At 70.4% G+C, this 19,924-nt stretch carries 25 protein-coding genes; 12 read left to right on the forward strand and 13 right to left on the reverse strand.

Translation table 11 applies throughout. The features are described from left to right. Window positions 1-32: 32 nt before the first annotated feature. From GA0070604_RS18660 to GA0070604_RS18675, 4 genes are all read right to left on the reverse strand, one after another. Complete coding sequence (locus GA0070604_RS18660) at window positions 33-932, reverse strand: sulfite exporter TauE/SafE family protein (protein ID WP_091119761.1); 900 nt, start codon at window positions 930-932, stop codon at window positions 33-35. Next, entirely contained in the window at window positions 929-1,513 is a 585-nt protein-coding gene (locus GA0070604_RS18665) for a rhodanese-like domain-containing protein (RefSeq protein ID WP_091119763.1), read from the reverse strand. The genes GA0070604_RS18660 and GA0070604_RS18665 overlap by 4 nt, the downstream gene beginning before the upstream one ends. A 131-nt stretch (window positions 1,514-1,644) precedes the next feature. Further along, complete coding sequence (locus GA0070604_RS18670) at window positions 1,645-3,045, reverse strand: MBL fold metallo-hydrolase (RefSeq protein WP_091119766.1); 1,401 nt, start codon at window positions 3,043-3,045, stop codon at window positions 1,645-1,647. Between the two features lie 134 nt (window positions 3,046-3,179). After that, window positions 3,180-3,449, reverse strand: a complete 270-nt coding sequence (locus GA0070604_RS18675; protein ID WP_091119771.1) for a metal-sensitive transcriptional regulator — start codon at window positions 3,447-3,449, stop codon at window positions 3,180-3,182. 250 nt (window positions 3,450-3,699) lie between these two features. Here GA0070604_RS18675 and GA0070604_RS18680 point away from each other — a divergent pair, with 250 nt between their 5' ends. The 6 genes from GA0070604_RS18680 to GA0070604_RS18705 all read left to right on the forward strand — a co-directional run bounded on the left by GA0070604_RS18680 (window position 3,700) and on the right by GA0070604_RS18705 (window position 8,045). Next, the gene (locus tag GA0070604_RS18680) at window positions 3,700-4,014 is read left to right on the forward strand and encodes a rhodanese-like domain-containing protein (protein WP_091119775.1); all 315 of its coding nucleotides are present in this window, start codon (window positions 3,700-3,702) and stop codon (window positions 4,012-4,014) included. 57 nt (window positions 4,015-4,071) lie between these two features. Continuing rightward, window positions 4,072-5,274 (forward strand): NAD(P)/FAD-dependent oxidoreductase, encoded by a 1,203-nt coding sequence (locus GA0070604_RS18685; protein ID WP_208602110.1) that lies wholly within the window; start codon window positions 4,072-4,074, stop codon window positions 5,272-5,274. 173 nt (window positions 5,275-5,447) lie between these two features. Next, a complete protein-coding gene (locus GA0070604_RS18690; protein ID WP_244161987.1) occupies window positions 5,448-5,696 on the forward strand; it encodes a rhodanese-like domain-containing protein in 249 nt (82 codons plus the stop codon). Window positions 5,697-5,806: 110 nt separating this feature from the next. After that, a complete protein-coding gene (locus tag GA0070604_RS18695) occupies window positions 5,807-6,313 on the forward strand; it encodes a YcxB family protein (RefSeq protein WP_091119781.1) in 507 nt (168 codons plus the stop codon). A gap of 134 nt (window positions 6,314-6,447) precedes the next feature. Beyond that, complete coding sequence (locus GA0070604_RS18700) at window positions 6,448-7,434, forward strand: LysR family transcriptional regulator (RefSeq protein WP_091119785.1); 987 nt, start codon at window positions 6,448-6,450, stop codon at window positions 7,432-7,434. Window positions 7,435-7,502: 68 nt separating this feature from the next. Next, on the forward strand, window positions 7,503-8,045 hold the full coding sequence (locus tag GA0070604_RS18705; protein WP_091119788.1) for a DapH/DapD/GlmU-related protein: 543 nt from the start codon (window positions 7,503-7,505) through the stop codon (window positions 8,043-8,045). Window positions 8,046-8,163: 118 nt separating this feature from the next. On the opposite strand, the gene GA0070604_RS18710 is transcribed toward GA0070604_RS18705, so the two are convergent. Beyond that, window positions 8,164-8,760 (reverse strand): GNAT family N-acetyltransferase, encoded by a 597-nt coding sequence (locus GA0070604_RS18710; RefSeq protein WP_091119792.1) that lies wholly within the window; start codon window positions 8,758-8,760, stop codon window positions 8,164-8,166. Between the two features lie 29 nt (window positions 8,761-8,789). Then, a complete protein-coding gene (locus GA0070604_RS18715) occupies window positions 8,790-9,242 on the reverse strand; it encodes a DUF4345 domain-containing protein (protein ID WP_091119798.1) in 453 nt (150 codons plus the stop codon). Window positions 9,243-9,499: 257 nt separating this feature from the next. On the opposite strand from GA0070604_RS18715, the gene GA0070604_RS18720 reads away from it, so the two are divergent. Beyond that, entirely contained in the window at window positions 9,500-9,985 is a 486-nt protein-coding gene (locus GA0070604_RS18720; protein WP_091119802.1) for a carboxymuconolactone decarboxylase family protein, read from the forward strand. A gap of 298 nt (window positions 9,986-10,283) precedes the next feature. Here the strand turns inward: GA0070604_RS18720 and GA0070604_RS18725 are convergent, their stop codons facing one another. The 3 genes from GA0070604_RS18725 to GA0070604_RS33065 form a co-directional block, all read right to left on the reverse strand. Continuing rightward, entirely contained in the window at window positions 10,284-10,571 is a 288-nt protein-coding gene (locus tag GA0070604_RS18725; RefSeq protein WP_141721333.1) for an HAD family hydrolase, read from the reverse strand. 19 nt (window positions 10,572-10,590) lie between these two features. Continuing rightward, a complete protein-coding gene (locus GA0070604_RS18730) occupies window positions 10,591-11,037 on the reverse strand; it encodes a nitroreductase/quinone reductase family protein (RefSeq protein WP_244161988.1) in 447 nt (148 codons plus the stop codon). A gap of 101 nt (window positions 11,038-11,138) precedes the next feature. Further along, complete coding sequence (locus tag GA0070604_RS33065; protein WP_208602111.1) at window positions 11,139-11,591, reverse strand: hypothetical protein; 453 nt, start codon at window positions 11,589-11,591, stop codon at window positions 11,139-11,141. A 217-nt stretch (window positions 11,592-11,808) separates the two neighbouring features. Between GA0070604_RS33065 and GA0070604_RS18740 the strand changes: the two genes are divergently transcribed. Further along, the gene (locus GA0070604_RS18740; RefSeq protein ID WP_091119809.1) at window positions 11,809-12,429 is read left to right on the forward strand and encodes a TetR/AcrR family transcriptional regulator; all 621 of its coding nucleotides are present in this window, start codon (window positions 11,809-11,811) and stop codon (window positions 12,427-12,429) included. Window positions 12,430-12,461: 32 nt separating this feature from the next. Here GA0070604_RS18740 and GA0070604_RS18745 read toward each other — a convergent pair whose 3' ends face one another. Together GA0070604_RS18745 and GA0070604_RS18750 are read right to left on the reverse strand one after the other, a co-directional pair. Next, window positions 12,462-13,730 carry an MFS transporter gene (locus GA0070604_RS18745; RefSeq protein WP_091119813.1) on the reverse strand — a complete coding sequence of 423 codons (1,269 nt, stop codon included), beginning with the start codon at window positions 13,728-13,730 and terminating at the stop codon, window positions 12,462-12,464. Beyond that, window positions 13,727-14,320 carry a helix-turn-helix domain-containing protein gene (locus GA0070604_RS18750; RefSeq protein WP_091119816.1) on the reverse strand — a complete coding sequence of 198 codons (594 nt, stop codon included), beginning with the start codon at window positions 14,318-14,320 and terminating at the stop codon, window positions 13,727-13,729. Before GA0070604_RS18750 ends, GA0070604_RS18745 begins: the two co-directional genes overlap by 4 nt. A gap of 162 nt (window positions 14,321-14,482) precedes the next feature. Here GA0070604_RS18750 and GA0070604_RS18755 point away from each other — a divergent pair, with 162 nt between their 5' ends. After that, on the forward strand, window positions 14,483-14,932 hold the full coding sequence (locus tag GA0070604_RS18755) for a DUF3592 domain-containing protein (RefSeq protein ID WP_091119820.1): 450 nt from the start codon (window positions 14,483-14,485) through the stop codon (window positions 14,930-14,932). A 46-nt stretch (window positions 14,933-14,978) separates the two neighbouring features. Here GA0070604_RS18755 and GA0070604_RS18760 read toward each other — a convergent pair whose 3' ends face one another. Continuing rightward, window positions 14,979-15,974 (reverse strand): ArsR/SmtB family transcription factor, encoded by a 996-nt coding sequence (locus GA0070604_RS18760; RefSeq protein WP_244161989.1) that lies wholly within the window; start codon window positions 15,972-15,974, stop codon window positions 14,979-14,981. A gap of 289 nt (window positions 15,975-16,263) precedes the next feature. On the opposite strand from GA0070604_RS18760, the gene GA0070604_RS18765 reads away from it, so the two are divergent. Further along, the gene (locus GA0070604_RS18765) at window positions 16,264-16,827 is read left to right on the forward strand and encodes an RICIN domain-containing protein (RefSeq protein WP_167363514.1); all 564 of its coding nucleotides are present in this window, start codon (window positions 16,264-16,266) and stop codon (window positions 16,825-16,827) included. A 27-nt stretch (window positions 16,828-16,854) separates the two neighbouring features. Here GA0070604_RS18765 and GA0070604_RS18770 read toward each other — a convergent pair whose 3' ends face one another. Beyond that, window positions 16,855-17,931: a CapA family protein gene (locus GA0070604_RS18770; RefSeq protein ID WP_141721334.1), complete on the reverse strand. Its 1,077-nt coding sequence runs from the start codon at window positions 17,929-17,931 to the stop codon at window positions 16,855-16,857. Between the two features lie 105 nt (window positions 17,932-18,036). Here GA0070604_RS18770 and GA0070604_RS18775 point away from each other — a divergent pair, with 105 nt between their 5' ends. Further along, window positions 18,037-18,969 carry an STM4015 family protein gene (locus GA0070604_RS18775; RefSeq protein WP_091119834.1) on the forward strand — a complete coding sequence of 311 codons (933 nt, stop codon included), beginning with the start codon at window positions 18,037-18,039 and terminating at the stop codon, window positions 18,967-18,969. A gap of 6 nt (window positions 18,970-18,975) precedes the next feature. Next, complete coding sequence (locus GA0070604_RS18780) at window positions 18,976-19,923, forward strand: STM4015 family protein (RefSeq protein ID WP_091119837.1); 948 nt, start codon at window positions 18,976-18,978, stop codon at window positions 19,921-19,923. Window position 19,924: the final 1 nt, after the last annotated feature.

The raw sequence follows: 19,924 nt of genomic DNA on the forward strand, positions 1-19,924 counted from the left end.
GCGCTGGTGCCCACCGTCACGTCCCGCTGGTGTCAGCGCTGGCCGGTGACCACGAGGTCGCGCTCGGCGTGGCGGCCGGATCGTCGGCCACGACGCCGTCGGAGCATGGCGACCACCACGGCGGCGGTGACCACCGAGAGAGCCGCCCAGAGCAGCGGGTTGGACCGCAGTTCCCCGGGGAGCTGCTGGGCGAGGACGAAGACGCCCATCACCACGACGAACCAGCCGAACGCCTTGCGGAGCAGGTCGGCCGGCAGCCGTCCGGCGAGCCGTCCGCCGAGCAGGCTGCCGACGATGGCGGCTGCGGTGACCGCGGCAGCCAGCCCCCAGTTGACCTGCACGCTGGAGAGGTAGCCGGCCAGGCCGGCGAAGGACTTCATGGCGATGACGACCAGGGAGGTGCCGACCGCGACCGGCATCGGCAGGCCGCCGAGCAGGGCGAGGGCGGGCACCACGAGGAAGCCGCCGCCGGCGCCGACCAGGCCGGTGACGAGCCCGACGACGACGCCGTCCAGGATGACCCGGAAGACCGGCAGCTCGTGCGGCACCGGTTTGCCCTCGGCGCTGCGCCGCCCGCGGATCATCGCGACCGCGGTGGCCAGCATCATGATCGCGAAGCCGGTGAGCAGGACCCCCGCCGGGATGAACGCGGAGAGCCGACCACCGGCGTAGGCGCCGGTCATGCCGGCGAGGCCGAAGACCAGCCCGGTACGCCACCGCACCCGGTGGGCGCGGGCGTGTGGCAGGACACCGACGGCGCTGGTGGCGCCGACGACGAGCAGGGAGGTGGCGATGGCCTCCTTGGCCGGCAGGTCGGCGACGTAGACCAGCAGCGGTACGGCGAGGATGGAGCCGCCGCCGCCGAGCAGGCCGAGGCTGACGCCGATCAGTACCGCTCCGGCGATGGTGAGGGCGAGAGCGAGGGCGGTCACGACTGTTTTCCGGCGCGCAGTTGGCCGACGATGCTGTCCAGGTCACAGCTGGCGCCCCGGTTGTAGGGCAGCTTGCTGAGCAGCATGCCCATGGCGCAGGTGTTGGAGATCGCGGCGAAGGTCAGCCCGGCGCCGATGAATCCGGCGACCCACTTGAGGCCCGGCACGAACACCGAACCCACCACGCTGGCCAGGACGATGGAGCCGGCGACGAGGCGGACCTGTCGTTCCAGGTCCCAGCGCTGCTTGCCCTGCCTGATGGGTGCGTTGGCCGCCTGCCAGGCGAGCATGCCGCCGTCGAGGACCTTGAGGTTGGGCAGGCCGACGGCGGCGAGGGCCTGTTCGGCCTGGGTGGCACGGGCGCCGGAGCGGCAGATCAGCACGACGTCCTCGTCGAGGTGGTTGCGCAGCTCGTCGCGGTGCTCCTTGAGCAGGTCCAGCGGGACGTTGTAGGCGCCGGGAATGTGGAAGGTCTCGAACTCGCCCGGGGTGCGCACGTCGAGCAGCCGAGGCGGCCGGCCGGCGGCGATCAGCTCGCGCAGGGTCGCCGCGTCGAGGGTCGAGGGGGTGGGCGTGGTCATGGGTCTCCTCTGGTAAAGGTGCGTCGGTGGGAGGGCGGGCCGTGCTGTCCGGCCCGCCCGGTCGGCCGCGCCGCCCGGGTCCGGGTGGCGCCTACCGGGTCCCCGGCGTCGTTTGCCGGGCAGCGCGGCGGTCAGGCGGTGGGGGCCATCCGCACTCCGGCCTGCTCGGCCTGGCCGAACATGTCGTCGATCAGGACGACCTCGCGGCCGGCGTTGGCGAGCAGGGACGCGGCGGCGGTGGCGCGGTAGCCGGAGCCGCAGTGCACCCACACCGTCCCGGCGGGGATGTCGGCCAGCCGCTTCGGCAGTTCGGGAAGCGGGACGTGCAGGGCCCCGTCGATGTGGCCGGCTCTCCACTCGTTGGTCAGCCGCACGTCGAGAACGACCTGCGGAGCTGGCAGCCCGGCCGGGGTGTCGCCGGCCTGCGCGGCGGCGAGGGCCGGGAAGTCGGCCACGGTCAGCCGGCGCAGATCGGCTGGGTCGCTCGCCCACTGCTCGGGCTGCCCGGTGGCCTGGGCGGCGGGTCGGTCGATACCGATCCGTACCAGTTCCCGCTGGGCGTCGGCGACCTGCTCGGGTGTCTGCGCCAGGAGGGTGATCGGGACGCCCCACTCGATCAGCCAGCCGAGCCACGTCGACATCGGCCCGTCCAGCCCCAGGCTGACCGTGCCGGCCAGGTGGGAGGTGGCGTACGCCTTGCGGTGACGCAGGTCGACCACCCACTCCCCCGCGGCGATCCGGGCGCGCAGTTCGTCCGCGTCGGCTCGGGCGACCGGGGTGAGGTCCACCGGGGCCGGACCGGCGGCGTTGGCCACGCCCATGTGCGCGTAGTACGCCGGGTAGGCGTCGAGGCCGGCGAGGGTCTCGGTGACGAACCGGTCGGCGGCCAGCCGGAACACCGGGTTGGCCTGCTTCTCCCGGCCGATGGTCGACTCCGGCGCGTCGGCCTGACTCGCCGAGCAGAAGCTACCGAAGCCGTGGGTGGGCCACACCTGCGCGCCGTCGGGCAGCAGGTCGGCCAGCCTCCGTGCGGAGGCGTGCTGGTGGTGGGCCAGGTCGTGGGCGTGCTGCTGGCCGAGCAGGTCGGTGCGGCCGGTGGTGCCGAACAGCAGCGAGCCGCCGGTGAACACCCCGGCCGGGGACCAGCTGTTGTCGCCGGCCTCGTCGAGGACGTACGACAGGTGGTGGAAGGTGTGCCCCGGCGTGGCCACCACCCGGATGCGAATTCTGTCCGATACGTCGACCACGTCACCGTCGGCGACCGGCATCCGGTCGAACCCGACCTCGTCGGCTGCGGCGACCAGGTACCGGGCACCGGTCATCCGGGCCAGTTCGAGGCCACCGGAGACGTAGTCGTTGTGGATGTGCGTCTCGACGACATGGGTGATCCGCACACCCCGCTCGCCGGCGAGGTAGACGATCCGATCGATGTCCCGCTGCGGGTCCACCACCACCGCCACCCGGCCATCCGTGGCCAGGTAGCTGCGGTCGCCCAGGGACGAGGTCGAGATGACCGACACCTGCACTGCCATTCGCCTTCTCCTTTCCTGCACCACATACCCCCGGGGGTATGCAAAGGTCAGTCGCTTCTCTTGGCCGAACTCAGCGCGCGCCGGGCGGCCCAGGCCGTGATTCACGGCCTGGGCGCAACGTCAGACGCCGCGGGTCACGACAGGGCCAGGAACAGCTTCTCCAGCTCCTCTTCGGTCATCTCCGGCTGCTCGCCGCGGTCACGCGCGGCCGAGCAGTACCGCAGCCCCGATGCGATGATCTTGTAGCCGGCCCGGTCGATCGCCTTGGACACGGCGGCGAGCTGGGTCAGCGCCTCCTGGCAGTCCCGACCCTCCTCCATCATCTCGATCACGGCGTTGAGCTGCCCACGCGCCCGCTTGAGCCGAGTCAACGCGTCGCTCGTCATCTCCGGTCGCAGCTTCATGTCGCCACCTCCCGCCACCAAACATACCCAAGGGGGTATCACCCCCAGACGCTGGACCGCCGGCGGTCTCGACGCCGCGCCAGAGCCACGAACGGCCTCTTACGCGGATCGCCGCCAGCGATCATAGCAACATACCCCCCGGGGTATGAATTCCCGCCACGCCGACCGCCACACCTCTGGCGGCGGGGTGAACCGACGCGCTATGGTCGAGGCTATACCCCGGGGGGTATCCAGTCAAAGGAGTGAGAGCATGCGACAGGTCGACCTCGCGGCCTTCGCCGCCGCCCACGCCGACGGCGCGACGGTGATCGACGTACGGGAACCCGCCGAGTACGTCGGCGGCCACGTCCCCGGCGCCCGGTGCGTCCCGCTGGGCCACCTGCCCGCCAGCATCCGGGACCTGCCCCGACCCGGCACGGTGTACGTCATCTGCGCCAGCGGCAACCGCAGCCAGGTGGGCGCGGAACTGCTCGAACGCGCCGGGATCGATGCCCGATCGGTCGCTGGCGGCACGGCGGCGTGGGCCCGTGCGGGCCACCCTCTGAGCGAGGGCAGCCGGGCCTGAACCATTCCTCGTCGCTCGGCAGCACGCCGGCGGCGTCCCTTCTCCATGGGAGGTCTCATGACCGCGGTACGGCATCACGAAGTGGTCATCGTCGGCGGTGGCACCGCCGGCATCAGCGTCGCCGCCCGGCTGCGCCGGGCGGACGTGCGCGACGTCGTCCTGATCGAGCCCGCCGGGCAGCACTACTACCAGCCACTCTGGACGCTCGTGGGTGGCGGCCAGGCCAGTGCGGAGGAAACCGCGCGGCCGACCCACAAGCTCGTCCCGAAGGGCGTGACCTGGATCCGGGACCGCGCCACCGCAGTCGACCCGGACAATCGGAGCGTCTCGCTCGCCGGCGGGGAGAAGATCCGCTATGACCAGCTCGTCATGGCGCCCGGGCTCCAGCTCGACTTCGACGCGGTGCCCGGGCTGGCGGAGTCGGTCGGTCGGCGCGGGGTGTCCAGCAACTACCGCGTCGACCTCGCCCCCCGCACCTGGGACTTCATCCGGGCAGTACGCGGTGGCACCGCCATCTTCACCATGCCGCCCGGACCCATCAAGTGCGGCGGCGCGCCGCAGAAGATCGCCTACCTCGCCGCCGACTGGTGGCGCCGGCAGGGCGTACTGGACGACATCCGGATCATTCTGGTGCTGCCCACGGCGACCATCTTCAGCCAGCCGGACTGGGCCAAGGTCCTCAAGGGCGTGGCCGCGGGCTACGGCATCGAGGTGCGGTACGAGTCGCAGCTCGTCGAGGTCGACGGCGACAGCCGGCGGGCGGTCCTCCTGGACAACGCCTCCGGCACCAGCGAAACCGTCGACTACGAGTTGCTGCACGCCGTACCACCGCAGAGCGCGCCGGACTGGCTGAAGGGCAGCCCGCTGGCCGACCCGGCCAGTCCGTTCGGCTACCTGGCGGTCGACCGGCACACGCTGCGGAGCACCCGTTGGCCGGAGGTCTTCGCGCTCGGCGACGTGGCAAACCTGCCCACCTCCAAGACGGGGGCGGCCATCCGCAAGCAGGCACCGGTGGCGGTGGCCAACCTGCTCGCGACGCGCCGGGGCGAGACGCCGACCGCCCGCTACGACGGCTACACCTCCTGCCCGCTGGTGACCGCCCACAACCGGATGCTGCTCGCCGAGTTCGACTACGAGCTCCGCCCGCAGCCGAGCTTCCCACTGATCGACACGATGCGGCCGCGCTACGACATGTGGCTGCTCAAGCGCCACGGCCTGCCGGCGATGTACTGGCACGGGATGCTGCGCGGCCTGGCGTGACCCTGGGTCGGGGGTCCCGGAGGGACGGGACCTTCGGCCCGCCCCGGAGGGGCGGGACCTTCGGCCCGGAATATACCTCCCGCCTTCCTGGAAATGGCCGCCGACCTGACCCGCGCCAGCCGACTCACCCCCACGACCTGCGTACCGCCCTCGACACCGCCGAACCACCGGTAGTGCTCGACGTCCGCAACAACAGCGAACGTGAACACGGCGCCATCAACGGATCACTACACATCCCCCTCGCCGAACTGACCCGCCGGATCGACGAGGTACCAACCGACCGACCCATCGTCGTGCACTGCGCCGGCGGCTACCGCTCCTCCGTCGCCGCCAGCCTCCTGCGCAACACCGGCCACCCAGACGTCTCCGACCTCCTCGGTGGATACAACGCCTGGCAAGCGATGCACGCGGCCGCAGCCTGAGCACCGGTCGAGGCCGGGGGTGTCCGTTGATGGGAGACGACGGCCACCCCCGACCGTCAGGCGGTGCCCGGCACCGGCCGGGCCCCTGATCCTGGACCTAGGATGCGGCGATGCAGATCTCCATGTGGGTCCCCTACGACGAGAGGCAGCTCCGCCGTACCCTCCGGTTCATCCTCCGTCCACAGCTGAGATCCATCCGCATCCTGGGCGGAGTGCTGATCGTTCTCGGTCTCGCCCCGGTGGCTCTGGACCCGTCAAGGCCACTGGCCTACGTCGCCCTGGTCCTCGGAGTGCTGTTGGTGTCCGCCATCGCACCGATAACGGTGGCCTGGTCGATGCGTATACAGTCCAACGCCATCCGGGACGGGCATCACCTGATCCTGGACGACGAGTGGGTCACCCTCGCCTATCCGCTGGCCGAGTCGCGGCTTCGGTGGGCCGGCCTCGGCCGCGTCATCGAGACCCCCGAGGTCTGGTACGTCATGTTCGGCAGGGTCCAGGCGGTCACGATCCCGAAGGGCCCGATGACGCAGGAGCAGCGGGCCGAGTTCGCCGCGTTCGTCGACGGGTTGCAGCCGGCCGGCAGCGTTGGTCAGCTGCCTCCGTCACGGCGGTGACGAGCCAGAACATGACTCGTCACGACAACCGCTGGTTTCGGATACCCGGATCACTCCACCACGTCGGAGCGCGACCAAACAACCGCACCATCGGCGAGCCACAACGATTGGTTGGGCACGCCTAGGATGAGTCAGTGGACACCGAGGCACTGCGATCGTTCGTCCGGGCGGCCGAGTTCGGGCAGTTCCAACATGCGGCCGATGAGCTGGGCGTGACACAGCAGGCAGTCTCCAAGCGGATCGCCGCCCTGGAACGCGAGCTGGAAGTGCGCCTGTTCACCCGTACCGCCCGAGGGGTCGAGCTGACCCTCGATGGTCAGGCGTTTCTCCCCCACGCGCGGAGCATCGTCGCGGGGGTCGAACGCGCCATCACCGCGGTCAGGCCGGGCTCCCGGGCCCTTCGGATCGACGTTCTCGGCCTGCGAAGCGCACAGGCCGTCGTCCTGCACGACTACTGGCGGTCACATCCCGAGACCAACCTCGACGTGGTGACCCTCAGAGTCAACGACCCACGCGTGGCGGTCGCCGCCGTCGAAGCGGGGGACATCGACGCCTCGTTCCGTACCGTCACCGACCCGGCAACACTGCCGCCCGACGTGCAGATGATCCGCGCGTTCGACTCCCCGCTGGAACTCCTCGTCGGCCCGCGGCATCCGCTCGCCGCCGCGCGCAGACTGACGCCGCCGCAGCTGCGCAAGCACCGGATCTGGGTGCCAGGTATCGCGCCCCGAAGCGAATGGGCAGACTTCTACGACCAACTCGCCACCCACTTCGACCTACGCATCGACGCGGCAGGCCCGCACTTCGGCGACGAGGTACTCCTGGACACCCTCGCGGAATCCGCGGACGTGGCCACCCTCGTCGGGGCACGCGACCGGTACCTCTGGCCGGCGAACTACGACCTACGCCGCATTCCTATCGTGAATCCGACCCTGGCCTACCCACTCTCGCTCATCCTCCCCAGAACGAATCCACATCCGGGACTCCGCGGCATCATCACCCACCTCGGAAGCCTGCCAAGGCTCCCTGAGCCGGCCTGGCTCCCGTCCTGGGCAACGACGCCACGGCCCGGCGACAGCGACATCGCGAATGCCCGCAGGTGCCAACCCCGACAGCGGTGACTCGACCGGCTGCACCGGCGCCCGATGAGTCCGGTCCAGTTACCCGTACACCAGAAAGGGGTCGTGGCATGTCCAGCGACCGTCTCATGCGCATCCACAGCGCCGAGTTCCAGGCCATGGCCGAGAGGGTCCTGCGGGTCACCGAGCTCACCTCCCGCCTGAACGTCCTGCCCTTCGAGGACGAAGCGGGCAAGGCAGACCTGCTCGAACAGATCCTCGGCAAGCCGCTGCCGTCGAGAGTCACGATCTATCCGCCCTTCTACACGGATCACGGCCTCAACCTGGACCTGGCGGAACGGGTGTTCATCAATCAGAACTGCACGTTCCTGGACTACGCCGGCATCCGGGTCGGCGAGCGCGTGATGGTCGGCCCGAAGGCCACGTTCATCACCGTCGGTCACCCGGTCGATCCCGAGGAGCGACGGGGGTGGCTCACCGGCGCCCCCATCGACGTGGCGGAGAACGTGTGGATCGGCGCCGGTGCCACGATCCTGCCCGGCGTCAGCATCGGCCGTGACGCCGTGGTCGCCGCCGGTGCGGTCGTGGCCGATGACGTTCCGCCGGCAAGCCTGGTGACCGGCACCAAAGCCACCGTGCACCGACGGTGGTGACGACCTCGCGGAACAGCACCGAGCCGTGGCGAGCCGCAGCGACGCCCTCCGCTCAGTCGGTCAGGGTGAGGTCTGGAGTGGCTGGCGACGTCCTCTCCGACTGCTGACGAGACCGGCATCAGGCGAGCCGCTCATCCCCCCGGATGCGGGCGTGCAGGTGCATGTCGTGCCGGCCGTCGGAGTGGACGGCATCGCTACGTTTGGTGCCCTCCAGGAGAAACCCGGCCTTGACGGCGACCCGGCAGGAGGCGAGGTTGCGGGTCGAGTGATCCAGATACAGACGGTGGAAACCAGCCTCGCCCAGTGCCCAACCGCTCAGGGCCGTCAGCGCGCGGGAGGCGACACCCGCGCCACGGGCGGCGGGGAGCACCCAGTACGCGCACCCCGCGACACCGTCGTCGAGATTCATCCCGCCCAGGGCAATGCGCCCCAGCACCTCACCGCCACCCCGGGTCACCGCCCAACTCGCGCCCGTCTCCTGCGCCCACGCCTGGCAATACTGCTCGAACCACTCACGGACCTGGTCTTCGGACGCGGGTTGGCGGGTGTGCCAGTGCTGGATCTCGGGGTCCTGGTAGGCAGAGAGGAAGACTGGCGCGTCGGGCGGCTCCCAGGGACGCAACAGCAGGCCACCCGGGGCGGGAATCGTCGGTTGCGGGCCGGCGGCGAGGGTTCCGGCGGGGATGGCAGGCGGCGTCGAGAGACTTGCCCTCACGCCAGCTCCTGTGCCGGCGGTGGCCCGGGTCAACCGCGCTCGCCATCGGCGACGCGGACCAGCGGCTGTGCTTCCGCAGCCGGCTCACGGTGCTTCCTGTCGGCGCGGACGACCCGGGCGTGCCACCAGACGACGAGCGGCAGCGCGACGAGTTCCAACACCAGCGCGATCCCGAACATCGGAGTGGGCCAGCCCACGGCGATGACCGACATCAGCCGGCCGAGCCCGCCGACGACCGCGATCACGAGGATCACCCGGGTGACGATCGCCCGCTCCGCAAGCCGGAACAGTGACCACCAGAGCGCGACGCCGCCCGCCAGCCAGTAGGCGTCGATGAAGCGGTAGTTGTTGTCGACGCTGACCGGGGTCGACCCACCGCCGGGTATGAAGGCCGGCCCGATGAAGAGCCCGGCCAGCCCGGACACGATGGGCACCGCGCCGAGCGCCACCAGCACGACCATGAGTGCTTTCCGCCCCGTCATCGCCCCCACCGTCGTGCTCCTCGCGACGTATACCGATCGTCATCACTCTATGACGGTGCACCGCGTGGCGCCAGGCCGCAGACAGCCGGTGATCCGCTCCCGGGGGTGACGCGCCGCCAGCCAATCCCACCGGCGATCCGTGGCGCACGTCACGCCGCCGCCCTGTCACAGGAATCGGTCCGCCGGCATCTCCATGTTCGTCAGACGCCGCCCGTTGGACCGGCGCGGCACGCATCTCCACGAGTGAGGACGACGCCATGGAACCCCGTATCGACCTGTTCAGCAACGAGATCGGCACCAGGTTCGCCAAGCGGTTCGCCAACGCCGGCATGGTGATCCAGCAGTCGACGCTGCCGCACTCCACGCAGGAGTTGGTGTCGCTGCGCGCGAGCCAGATCAACGGGTGCGGCTGGTGCATCGACATGCATACCAAGGAGGCCGCAGCCGCAGGCGAGACCTCGGTCCGGCTCAACCTGGTCGCCGCCTGGCGCGAGTCCACCGTGTTCACCGAGGCCGAGCGGGCCGCGCTGGCGCTCGCCGAGGAGGGCACCCGGCTCGCCGACGCCCACCAGGGCGTGTCCGACGAAACCTGGGCCCAGGTACGCAAGCACTACGACGACGACCAGATCGCGGCGCTGGTCGGCCTGGTCGCCCTGATCAACGCGGCCAACCGGCTCGCCGTGATCGTGCACCAGCAGGGCGGTTCCTACGAGGCCGGCATGTTCGCCCGCATGTCGGGCTGATCGAAAGGCGAGTTGTGGCCCGGCCCGGGACCTCCGGGCCGGGCCACAACCCGTGACCACGGTCCTGCACCGCAGCGGCCTCGCCCACGCGATGCCACAGACTCCTCCCCCGAAGCGCTGGCGGCACTGCGTCGACTCGGCTCGCGGCGCAGTACGCGTCGGCGGGTAGCCTCCTCACCGCCCCGGTCAGCCCCGGTTCACACCCGCCGGGTCACCGCCGAGCAACACGCGTTCGACATCCTCGACGGCACCGCACACCTGATCCGGCGGGCTCAGGTCCGCCGGCCACGCCTGCCCTCTACTGATCCAGACGGTGGCGAGCGGGCCGGCAGTCGACCAGCTCCGGCATCCGCCGACGGTAGTCGGCCCACAGGCGATCGACGGATGTCGCAAGACCGAACCGGTCCCGCACCTCACCGAAGAACCAGTCACGCGGTACGCAGCCGTCCCGATCAGTGGCGACCAACCAGGCGACGGCGGCAGCCGGCAGACCGCGTTCCCGGCAGAACTCGGCCGCCCAGCGGCGGAACGCCTCACCCCGGTTCACCAACGTGTCGTCGAGATCGAAGAGCGCCAACCTCTGCACGACCACCGACCCTACAAGCTCACCTGCCACCTCCTACGTGGTCGGTGCCGGCCGGCCGCGTAACGATCCGGAAGGCGGGGTGGCGAGGTGCGATCTGGCGGAATCTCGCCAGCGGCGCCGTCGGCTCAAGCCCGAGGTGCGGTCTCGCGCCCGGCGCGATGGCGAGGTAGCGACGCAGGATCTCAGCACGATGCTCGGGTGGGACTTCCTCCAGCACGACCGGGATATCGCGACCTCGACGACAGAGGACCGCGATGCCGCCTGCGGCTCGGACGTTGCGTACCCAGTTCGCGTCCGGCCCGAGCATCGACACGAGGAATTCGGCACCTCGGTGCTCCGTGATCGCGACCGGGACCGAGGTGCTGGCCCTACTGCGGCGCCCCACCACCTTGAGAACGGCGGTGCGGCGCGGCAACAGCCACCGGGACCCGTACAGCAGGACGTCGAGACGATTCACGAGCCGCATGAACGTGTTGGGCCGTCCGCCTCGATACATCGAGCGTTTGAGCGCCCCGACCCCCCGTACGACGGCGCGGCCGATGCGCCGAGGCGCCGGCCGCCTCGCGATCATTCCGCTTTCCGCCACAACAGCACGACCGCCGCGAGACCGGCGAGGCAGGGCAGGATCTGCAGCAGGCCCAGCTGCGGCGCGAGACCGACGTCACCCGAGGTGTCCTTGGTGGTCGCAGCCACGATCGCGACGCCGGCCCCGATCGCGAACATGCCGGTTGCCAGCAGGCGGGCCCAACCTCTGCCGACGCGGACCGCCCAGACGGTGCCGAGCCAGCCGAGGAGTCCCAGCACCCCCATCGTGGACAGCACCACCGTGTACAGGTTGACGGCCGTGTCGATCTCCCCCGGCCCGTACGTCGGGTAGCCCGCCCGGATGTGATCGGCCAGGACGGTCGTCGTGGCCCGGTCGATGAACGGGGAGGCGGCGGCGAGCACCGTGAGCCCCGCGCCGACGTACATCGTTACGAGGGCTGCTCGGTTGCCCGGTTTGCTCGCCAGCTTGGTCATGGCATGGGTCCTTCCAGGTGCGACGGGTCGGCGACGAACGCGGTGTCCGGGTGCCGTCGAGGCTTGCGAGCGCCCCGCACGCCGGTCCGGGACGACCGCCACGTCCCTTAGAGACAGTCACTTCCAGCGCAAGTGACTGTAGGTCGCCTCTTACAGAGAGTCAATGCCAATTGGAAGTCACTGTCTGGAGCGCGTGACCCCCTGATACCCTCGCCGCATGACCGGGCTTCGTGAGCGCTGGCGACTCAAGGCCATGCGCACCATCCAGGAACGCGCTCTCGATCTGTTCGACGAGCGAGGGTTCGGCGCCGTCACGATCGAGGAGATCGCCGCCGCGGCCGAGGTCTCGCCGTCATCGGTGTACCGCTACTTCGGCACGAAGGAAGGGCTCCTCGTCGCCGACGAGTTCGACAACATGAGCCGAGAGATGCTCGAAGACATCCTGGATCCCGCGGACCCCGTCGGCAGCCTGCTCCGAATCGTCCGCGCGTACGAATCCGCCCCGGAGGCGGCCGCGGACGTGGAACGAGCGTCGCGGGCCATGAGGAGCCCGTGGCGCAGGGTTCGTTACTTCTTCACCGAGCCGTCGGTGCGGATGGCGGTGTGCGCCGCGCTCGACCGGGCGAGCCAACGGATCACTCCGCTGATCGCGGCGACCGGAGAGCTGAGCGAAACGCAGGCGCGGGTGGCCGCGAACGCCCTCGTCTTCGGCTACCTCGCCGCACTCGAACAGTGGTACCTGGACGGGGGCGACCGTCCGATCGCCGACTACGTCGAGGAAGGCATGCGACCGCTACGCGAGATCTGGTCACCCTCCGACGCCGCCCCCGTCGCATGACGCTGCACGTCAACCGGTCAGACCGAACGTCATCATGAAGGGGTGCCAGCCGCCGGTTCGCCGATGGCGGCGATGCGACGCACCGGAGAGGCGACCAGCCACAGTACGGCGAGGGCACCGCCGAGGCCGGCGACAACCAGTGTCGGTCGCAGGCCGATGGTGGTACCGAGCCAGCCGCCGACCAGGGCCCCGAGCGGCCTGATCCCGTAGTTGACGGCGCTGTACGCGCCTGCCCGGCGTCCCCGCGCGTCGTCGGGCGTGACCGAGGTGAGCAGGGCGTTGAGGTTGACGTCCATCAGCATCACACCGACGCTGGAGAACAACTCGATGGCGGCGAGCGTCGTGATTCTGGCCCAGGTCGGGCCGGACACGAACGCGGTCAGCGCCAGGGGCGCGGGAAAGAGGACCACGCCGATCATCGCGGTGCGGCCCAGCCCGATGGCGCGGGAGAGGCGAGGCGCCAGTGCCGCACCAGCCAGCCCACCGACCGCGCCGACGCCGAACGCGATGCCGATGGCGCCGGCCGACAGCTCAAGGCCACGGCTCGCGTACAGCACGAGCAGCGCGGTCGCGATGAAGGTGAAGAAGTTGACCGTGCTCGTGCAGCCGAGAGCGGCGCGCATCACCGGGTGCCGCAGTACCAGGACGAATCCCTCCCGGACCAGACCAAGCGTCGATGACCGGGGGGTTGCCGGCCGGGCCTCGGTCACGGGTATCCGGCCGATCAGCAGCGCGGAGCCGAGGAAGGACAGCACGTCGACGAAGAGCGCGACCGGGGCGGTGAGAGCCTGGACCAGACCGCCGCCGATGGCCGGCCCGGCCACGAACGAGGCCGCCCTGCTCAGGCCCAGCTTGCTGTTCGCCTCCACATAGGCCGACGGCGGGACGAGCGCGACGAAGAATGCCTGGCGCGCCATGCCGAACAGCACCGCGCCGGCCCCGGTGAGCAGGGCCACCAGATAGAGCTGAGTCAGCGTAACCGCGTCCAGCAGGTAGGCCACCGGAAGGCTGAACAGCACCGCCGCCCGGACCAGGTCGGCCACGATCAGCAGGCGACGCTTGCGGGTCCGCTGATCCACCCACGCGCCGACGAACATACCCAGCAGGTTGGGCAGCCAGATCAGTGCGGTAAGGATGCTGACCTGTGCGGGCGTCGCGGCGAGGACGGTGACAGCGATCAGCGGCAGGGCCAGCTCGCTGATCCGGTCGCCGAACTGGGAAATGGTCTCGCCGATCCAGAACGTCCGAAACCGCCGATTGTCGCGCAGGGCCGCCGGGGGCGCCGTGCTGGTGACGGTCATGACGCCGCCGAGTCGTCGCCGGGCTCCGGCAGCAGATACCGCAGCATCCGCACGACCTGCGCACCGTCCGGCAGTGGGCCGTCCTTACGTCGCACGTACGGCGCGAGCAGCGCCTCGATCGCTTCTTCGAGCTGCCGCAACTCGTCGACGGTGACGGCGAACCGGGTGTCCGCCATCCCCGCCAGGGCCCGCCACTCGGGATCCAGCCGCGGCTCGTCCCGCATCGACCACTGTAGGGGCGCCTCCGCGGACCGGGCGAACATCTCGGCGAGCAGGTGCCGGGCCGCGTCCCGGCCCTCCGCGTCCTCCGGCGTGGTGAAGCGGAAGCCCTTCGCTGCCGCCTGCCACCACCGCTCTCGCTTACTCGTCGCGCCGTCCCAGTCGGTGACGAGCCCGAAGGTGGCGAGGTGCCGTAGGTGCCAGCTGACGACCGACGGTGTGGCACCGACGTGCGGTGCGAGCTGGGTGGCCGTCGCGGGACCGTGTCGCTGCAACCGATCGAGCAGGGCCAGCCGTACCGGATGAGCCAACGCCCGCAGCGCCTGCGGACCGGTCAACTCCACATCGCCGTACGGATTTTTGAGAGACATGTTTCGAAAGTAGTCTCTCACGTTGCTTCGGGCAACCCCGCCCTCGATGACTGTCTCGCCGGACCCCCAGCGGACCGGCAAGATCAACTAGACTGCGCCCGTCAGGTCAGCAGCCAGGACGCCGATCGGTGCTGACACCGAGTACGACAAGGAGGTGGCCGTGTGACGACCATGGAGAGCGCCTTCCTGGTCGCCGGCCTGGCGTGCGGGGCGACGTGCCTCGTGCTCCTGCGCCGCGTACTGATCATCGTCAGGTTGGTGCTGCGTGGTAGGCGGACCCGGGGGTGGTGCGCGAAGCGCCAGATGATCCACAGTGCCAGCGCAGGCTCGGCGATGGGCAACTCTCACCCCGAGTTCACCTTCGCCTTTCGCACGGCCGACGGCGAGACCGTCGAGTTCAAGGATCGGCCGGGCGCCTTCGGGTACGAGGAGGGGGCACCGGTGCGGGTCTGCTACGACGCCGCGCGCCCGCACAAGCGGGCCACCATCGCGGGGCCGGACACCTGGGGCCCGGTGTATGTCCGGCTTCTCGTTGCCCTGCCGATGGGACTCGTGTCGTACGTCGCGCTGGTCACGCTGGCGCGCGAATGGGGCTTCTTCGGCCCGCGTTGAGCGCCTGACGCTCGGTCACGAGTCATCGACATGGCGCCGGTGGCCGCTACGCCGTGGTCGCGAGTCCCGGCCTGAGCAGCGCTTCCCCGAGGGGCGTCAGGGTGTGCAGGACCGCCTTGCCGACGCGGCCGGTACGGATCAGCCCGGCGCTGCGCAGCACCGCGGTGTGCTGACTGATCGACGCGGCGCTGACCCCGATCCGGCGGGCCAGCTCGGTGGTGCTGCTGCCCTCGCCGATACCCTCCAGGACCGCGGTGCGGGTGTCGCCGATGAGCGCTGCGAGCGATCTGCGCGGCGTGGACGCCGCGGCGGACACGGGCCGGGTGTGTTCGACCGGGTACACCAGCACCTGCGGCAGGGTGTGGTCGTGCAGGAAGTCCGGGGTGCTCATCGAAATGAACGACGGGACCAGCAGCAGCCCCCGGCCGTCGAGGTATACGTCCTGGTCGTGTCGCACGTCGACCGACAGGACCGGCGACGACCACCGCATCATCGGCAGGTAGCTGCTCAGCAGTCCTTCGGTGCCGCCGTCCAGGATGGCCCGGGCGCGCCGGGCGCGGTCGGCGTCGATGTGGGCCCGCGCCTGCTGCCAGTACGGTTCGACGGCAGAGCGGAAGTGGCCACGTATCGCGTCGGCGAGGCGCTGCACGGTCTCCCGGTCACCGTCGGCGAGTCGCCTGGTCCACGACGGCAGCCGGTGCCGGCTGGCCAGAATGTCGAGCTCGGCGCGGAATCGGGAGCGGGGTGTGCTGAGCAGGGCCTCGATTCCGGCGTCCAACCCGAGCTGGCCTTCGCTGGGCGTCAGGAAGTCCGGGAAGTATCCACCCGGCACCAACGCACGCAGTATCGCCAGGTCGTCCCGGGAACAGGCCGGCGCGACGGCCCGGCGCCACTCGTGGAAGACGAACGGCAGGCCACGGTCCTGCAGGCGGAAGATGCTGAGCACCGTCTCCCACATGGGATCGGGCTGCGACAGCACCCGCACCCGGCCGAGATCCTCGGCAGTGAAGTGGATCCGCAGCACGCGGCCGCCCTTCCTCACCACATTGACAATTGTCACGCTAATCGGTGACGGACCTGCTTGGCAATCCGGTGGCCACGGCTCGCCGTCGACCTGCTGCGAGGCGGGACGCCCGGTCGGGGGCATGGCATGGCGGCCGCCACACCTCCCCGGCAACTCGTTTAACTCTCGCCTTCAAGGTGTGGTCCGCCCGTGTCGGGCCGCCTGACGATAGCCTCCGCGGGCTTCGCTGCCGCACGTGTCCCGGTATCGCATGCCACGTGTCCGTGCCCTGGGAAGGTCCCGGGACGGACGAGTAGAGGGAGATCTGATGCGTGTCAGGAAGGCCTTCACGGCATTGACCACGACCTGCGCGTTGGCGTTCGCCGTGGCGATCGCCCCGGCGCCGGCCCAGGCCGACTCGTGGCCGGTTTGGTACGTCTGGTACATCAGCGTGTTCAAACCCACCAGCGGTGTTCCCACCATGGTGATGGACGTGGTGAACGGGTCGTCGGCCAACATGACCCCGGTGCAACTGTGGGAACTACGCACCTCGGGGAACACCCTGAACCAACAGTGGTTGGTGCGGTCGAAGCAAATCGATACGCGCGGCAACTACGGTTACGAGATCGTCAACAAGGGGTCCAGCAAGTGCCTCGACCGCCGGGCCGATCTGGGGCTGGGCAACGGCAACGCCGTACAGCAGTACGAATGCACCGGAGCGTCGAACCAGATCTGGTGGCCGGTCAGGGTCGGCACCAGCGACTGGGGCCTGTTGAAGAACGGCGCCGATGGCCGTTGCCTCGATGTCCGCGACGTCAGGTACGCCAACGGGGCGCCACTGCAGGTCTGGGACTGCAGCGGCGACTGGAACCAGCGCTGGAACATCTACTAGGTAGCGGGCTCACCGGCCGATACGCCCTCACGTGAGGCCGGTGCACCGCTTCGCGGTGGCGATCTTGTCCTCGATCCGCTTCCGGGCCGCGCCGGACACCAGCACGGGCTGCCCGGTGCCCGACACCGTCGCCGGAAGGAACTCGCTGCGGGTCACCGTCCGCCCCCGCACGGTCAGCCGCAGGACGCCGGAGTCGGTGCTGTGCGACTGGCTGTACCAGAGGAAGTTGCCGAGCCCGTAGTGCACGTAGGTCTTACCCAGCCAACCGTCGGCGAGCAGGGTGTGCGCGTGGGTGCCGATCACGATGTCCGCCCCGGCGGTGGCCATCTGGCGGGCGAACGTCTTCATCTCCCCGGTCGGACAGGAGTTGCCCTCGACGCCCCAGTGCATGAAGACGATCACAAGGTCGGCCTGATCGCGGGCTGCTCGCACGGCGGCGACGGCCCGGTCCCCGTCGAACGCCATCGCGATTCCCGGCCGGGTCTCCGTCGCTTTCCACTGCGCGGCCAGCTCGTGCACCTGCGACATCCCCAGCACCGCGATCCGGACACCCCGCACGGTGCTCAGCCACGGCGCGTACGCCGCGTCGACGTCGCGTCCCGCGCCGAACACCGGGAAGTTCGCGTCCGCCGCCGCGTCGAGGGTGTCCAGCAGCCCCACCTGGCCGTAGTCGAGGGTGTGGTTGTTGGCGATCGACACCGCGTCGACCCCCGCCGCGCGCAGCGCCGAGTACGCGGTCGCCGGCGACCGGAACTGAAAGCGCTTGGGCTGCGGGGTGCCCCGGTCCGTCACCGCCGTCTCAAGGTTGACCAGGGTGAGGTCGGCGTCGCGTAGCACCGGCGCGATCCGGCCGAATGCCGTCTTCGGGTCGTCGAGCAGCCGTAGCGTACGGCCCGTGAAGTGCACGTCGCCCGCGAAGGCCAGCCGCAGCTCGGGCGACGCAGCCGGTTCGGTGGCGCTCGGTGATCCCGTGGCGTGCGACGTCGTCCCGGCCGGGGGCCTCCATTCGGCCGCCGGGCGGTCCATCCCTTCGGTGGCGCATCCGGCCAGTGCGGTCCCGACCGCGAAGGTCGCCACCGCCACACGTGCCCTGGTGCTGATCACCCGCACAGGATAGTCCGGGGAAGGCCACCCGCCGCTGCCGAGATTCCTGTCGGGCCGGCCTGCTACGGTCTCGCCGCTCGCCCAGCAGTCAGACCGGAGGTTGGCGTGGTCCACTCGCACGTGTCGTCATTCGCCGGGTTGCCGGTGCTGCGGTTCAGTCCGGGCATGGCCCTGCCCGAGGACCCAGCGGGGGTGGCCTGGCGGCTGGAGGTCGAGGACTTCGACGCGGACCCCGAGGAGTTCGCCGGACTGGTCCAGGCGATGCTCGACGAGGTTCCCGGTGAGGCTGTTCGCGCGCTGGTGGTGGGCGAGTGGGGTGAGGCGTACGAGCGGCCGCTGCCGGTCGACCTGCTGGTTGCCGCGGCACACCGGTGGACCGGTCTGCGGGCGGTGTTCCTCGCCGACCTGGTCGGCGAGCAGTGCGAGATCTCGTGGTTGACCCACGACGACGTCACCCCGTTGCTGGCGGCCTACCCTGCGCTGGAGGTGCTGTGGATCCGGGGCGCCCAGGGCCTGCGGCTGGCGCCGGTCCGGCATGACGGGCTGCGGGAGCTGCGGTTCCAGTCCGGTGGTCTGCCGGGCGCGGTGGCGCGCGCCGTCGGGGACAGCGATCTGCCGGAGTTGCGGCGGCTGGACCTGTGGCTCGGCCGCTCGGAGTACGGCGGGGACGCCACCGTGGACGACCTGGCCGGCGTGCTGGGGGGTGCCCGTCTGCCGGCGCTGCGGCGCCTGGCGCTGTGCAACGCGGAGATCGCCGACGCGATCGCCGAGGCGGTGGCCGCCGCGCCGGTCGTCGGCCGGCTGGAGGTCCTCGACCTGTCGATGGGTGTGCTCACCGACTCGGGCGGCGCCGCGCTGCTGGCCGGTCAGTCGCTGACTCATCTGCGCCGCCTGGACCTGCGACACCACTACCTCTCCGAGGAGATGGCCGCTTCGGTGGCCGCCGCGCTGCCTGACGTCCAGGTCGACGTCTCCGATCCACAGACCGTTGAGGAATACAACGGCCGGCAGTACCGCTACACCGCGGTCGGGGAGTGATCGGCGATGGCGTTCACCTCCCACGCCCGGTCCTTCGCCGGCCGCCCGGTCGTCGAGGTTCCCGTCGATGGTCCGCTTCCGGCAGTGGACGGGCCGGTCTCGTGGCGGTTCGCCCGATCGGACTGGGACGGCACGGTCAAGGATGAGCTGTCCAAGGAATTTCAGACCGCGTTCGATCGGTTCGTCGCGCAGGCCGGGCCGTCGGTGGAGTCTCTGGTCATCGGCGCCTGGGGGTACGCCGCGTTCAACCTGGCTCCGATCGCGCAGCTCTGCGCGGCGGCACCGCGCCTGCCGGCGCTACGTGCCCTGTTCCTCGGCGACATGACCAGCGAGGAGTGCGAGGTCTCCTGGATGAAGGTCGGTGATGTCAGCCAACTGCTGGCGGCCTACCCGGCCCTGGAGGTGCTGCGGGTCCGTGGCGGCGAGGACTTCGACTTCTCCCCCGTCCGGCATCCGCGACTTCGGGAACTCGCGGTGGAGAGCGGCGGCCTGTCTCGGGAGTTCGTCGGCGCGGTGCTGGGCTCCGATCTTCCCGCGCTGACCGACCTGGAGCTGTGGCTCGGCACCCCCGACTACGGCGGTGACGCGACGATCGGGGATCTGGCGCCGCTGCTGGCCGGGGAGGGGTTCCCACGGCTGCGCCGGTTGGGACTGCGTAACGCGGAGATCGCCGACGAGGTCGCGGAGGCTCTGGCCGCCGCGCCGGTGGTCCGTCGGTTGGAACGGCTGGACCTGTCGCTGGGCACGCTCGGTGACGACGGGGCGGCCGCGCTGCTGGCCGGTCAGCCGCTGACCCATCTGGCGGAACTCGACCTGCACCGGCACTACCTGTCCGAGCCGGTGGCGGCGTCGGTGGTCGCCGCGCTGCCGGGCGTCCGGGTCGACGTGTCCGCACGGCAGGAGCCCGATGTGTACGACGGTGAGAGCTACCGGTACACGGCGGTGTCGGAGTGAC

It is taken from the genome of Micromonospora eburnea, assembly GCF_900090225.1.
Taxonomy (GTDB): Bacteria; Actinomycetota; Actinomycetes; order Mycobacteriales; family Micromonosporaceae; genus Micromonospora; species Micromonospora eburnea.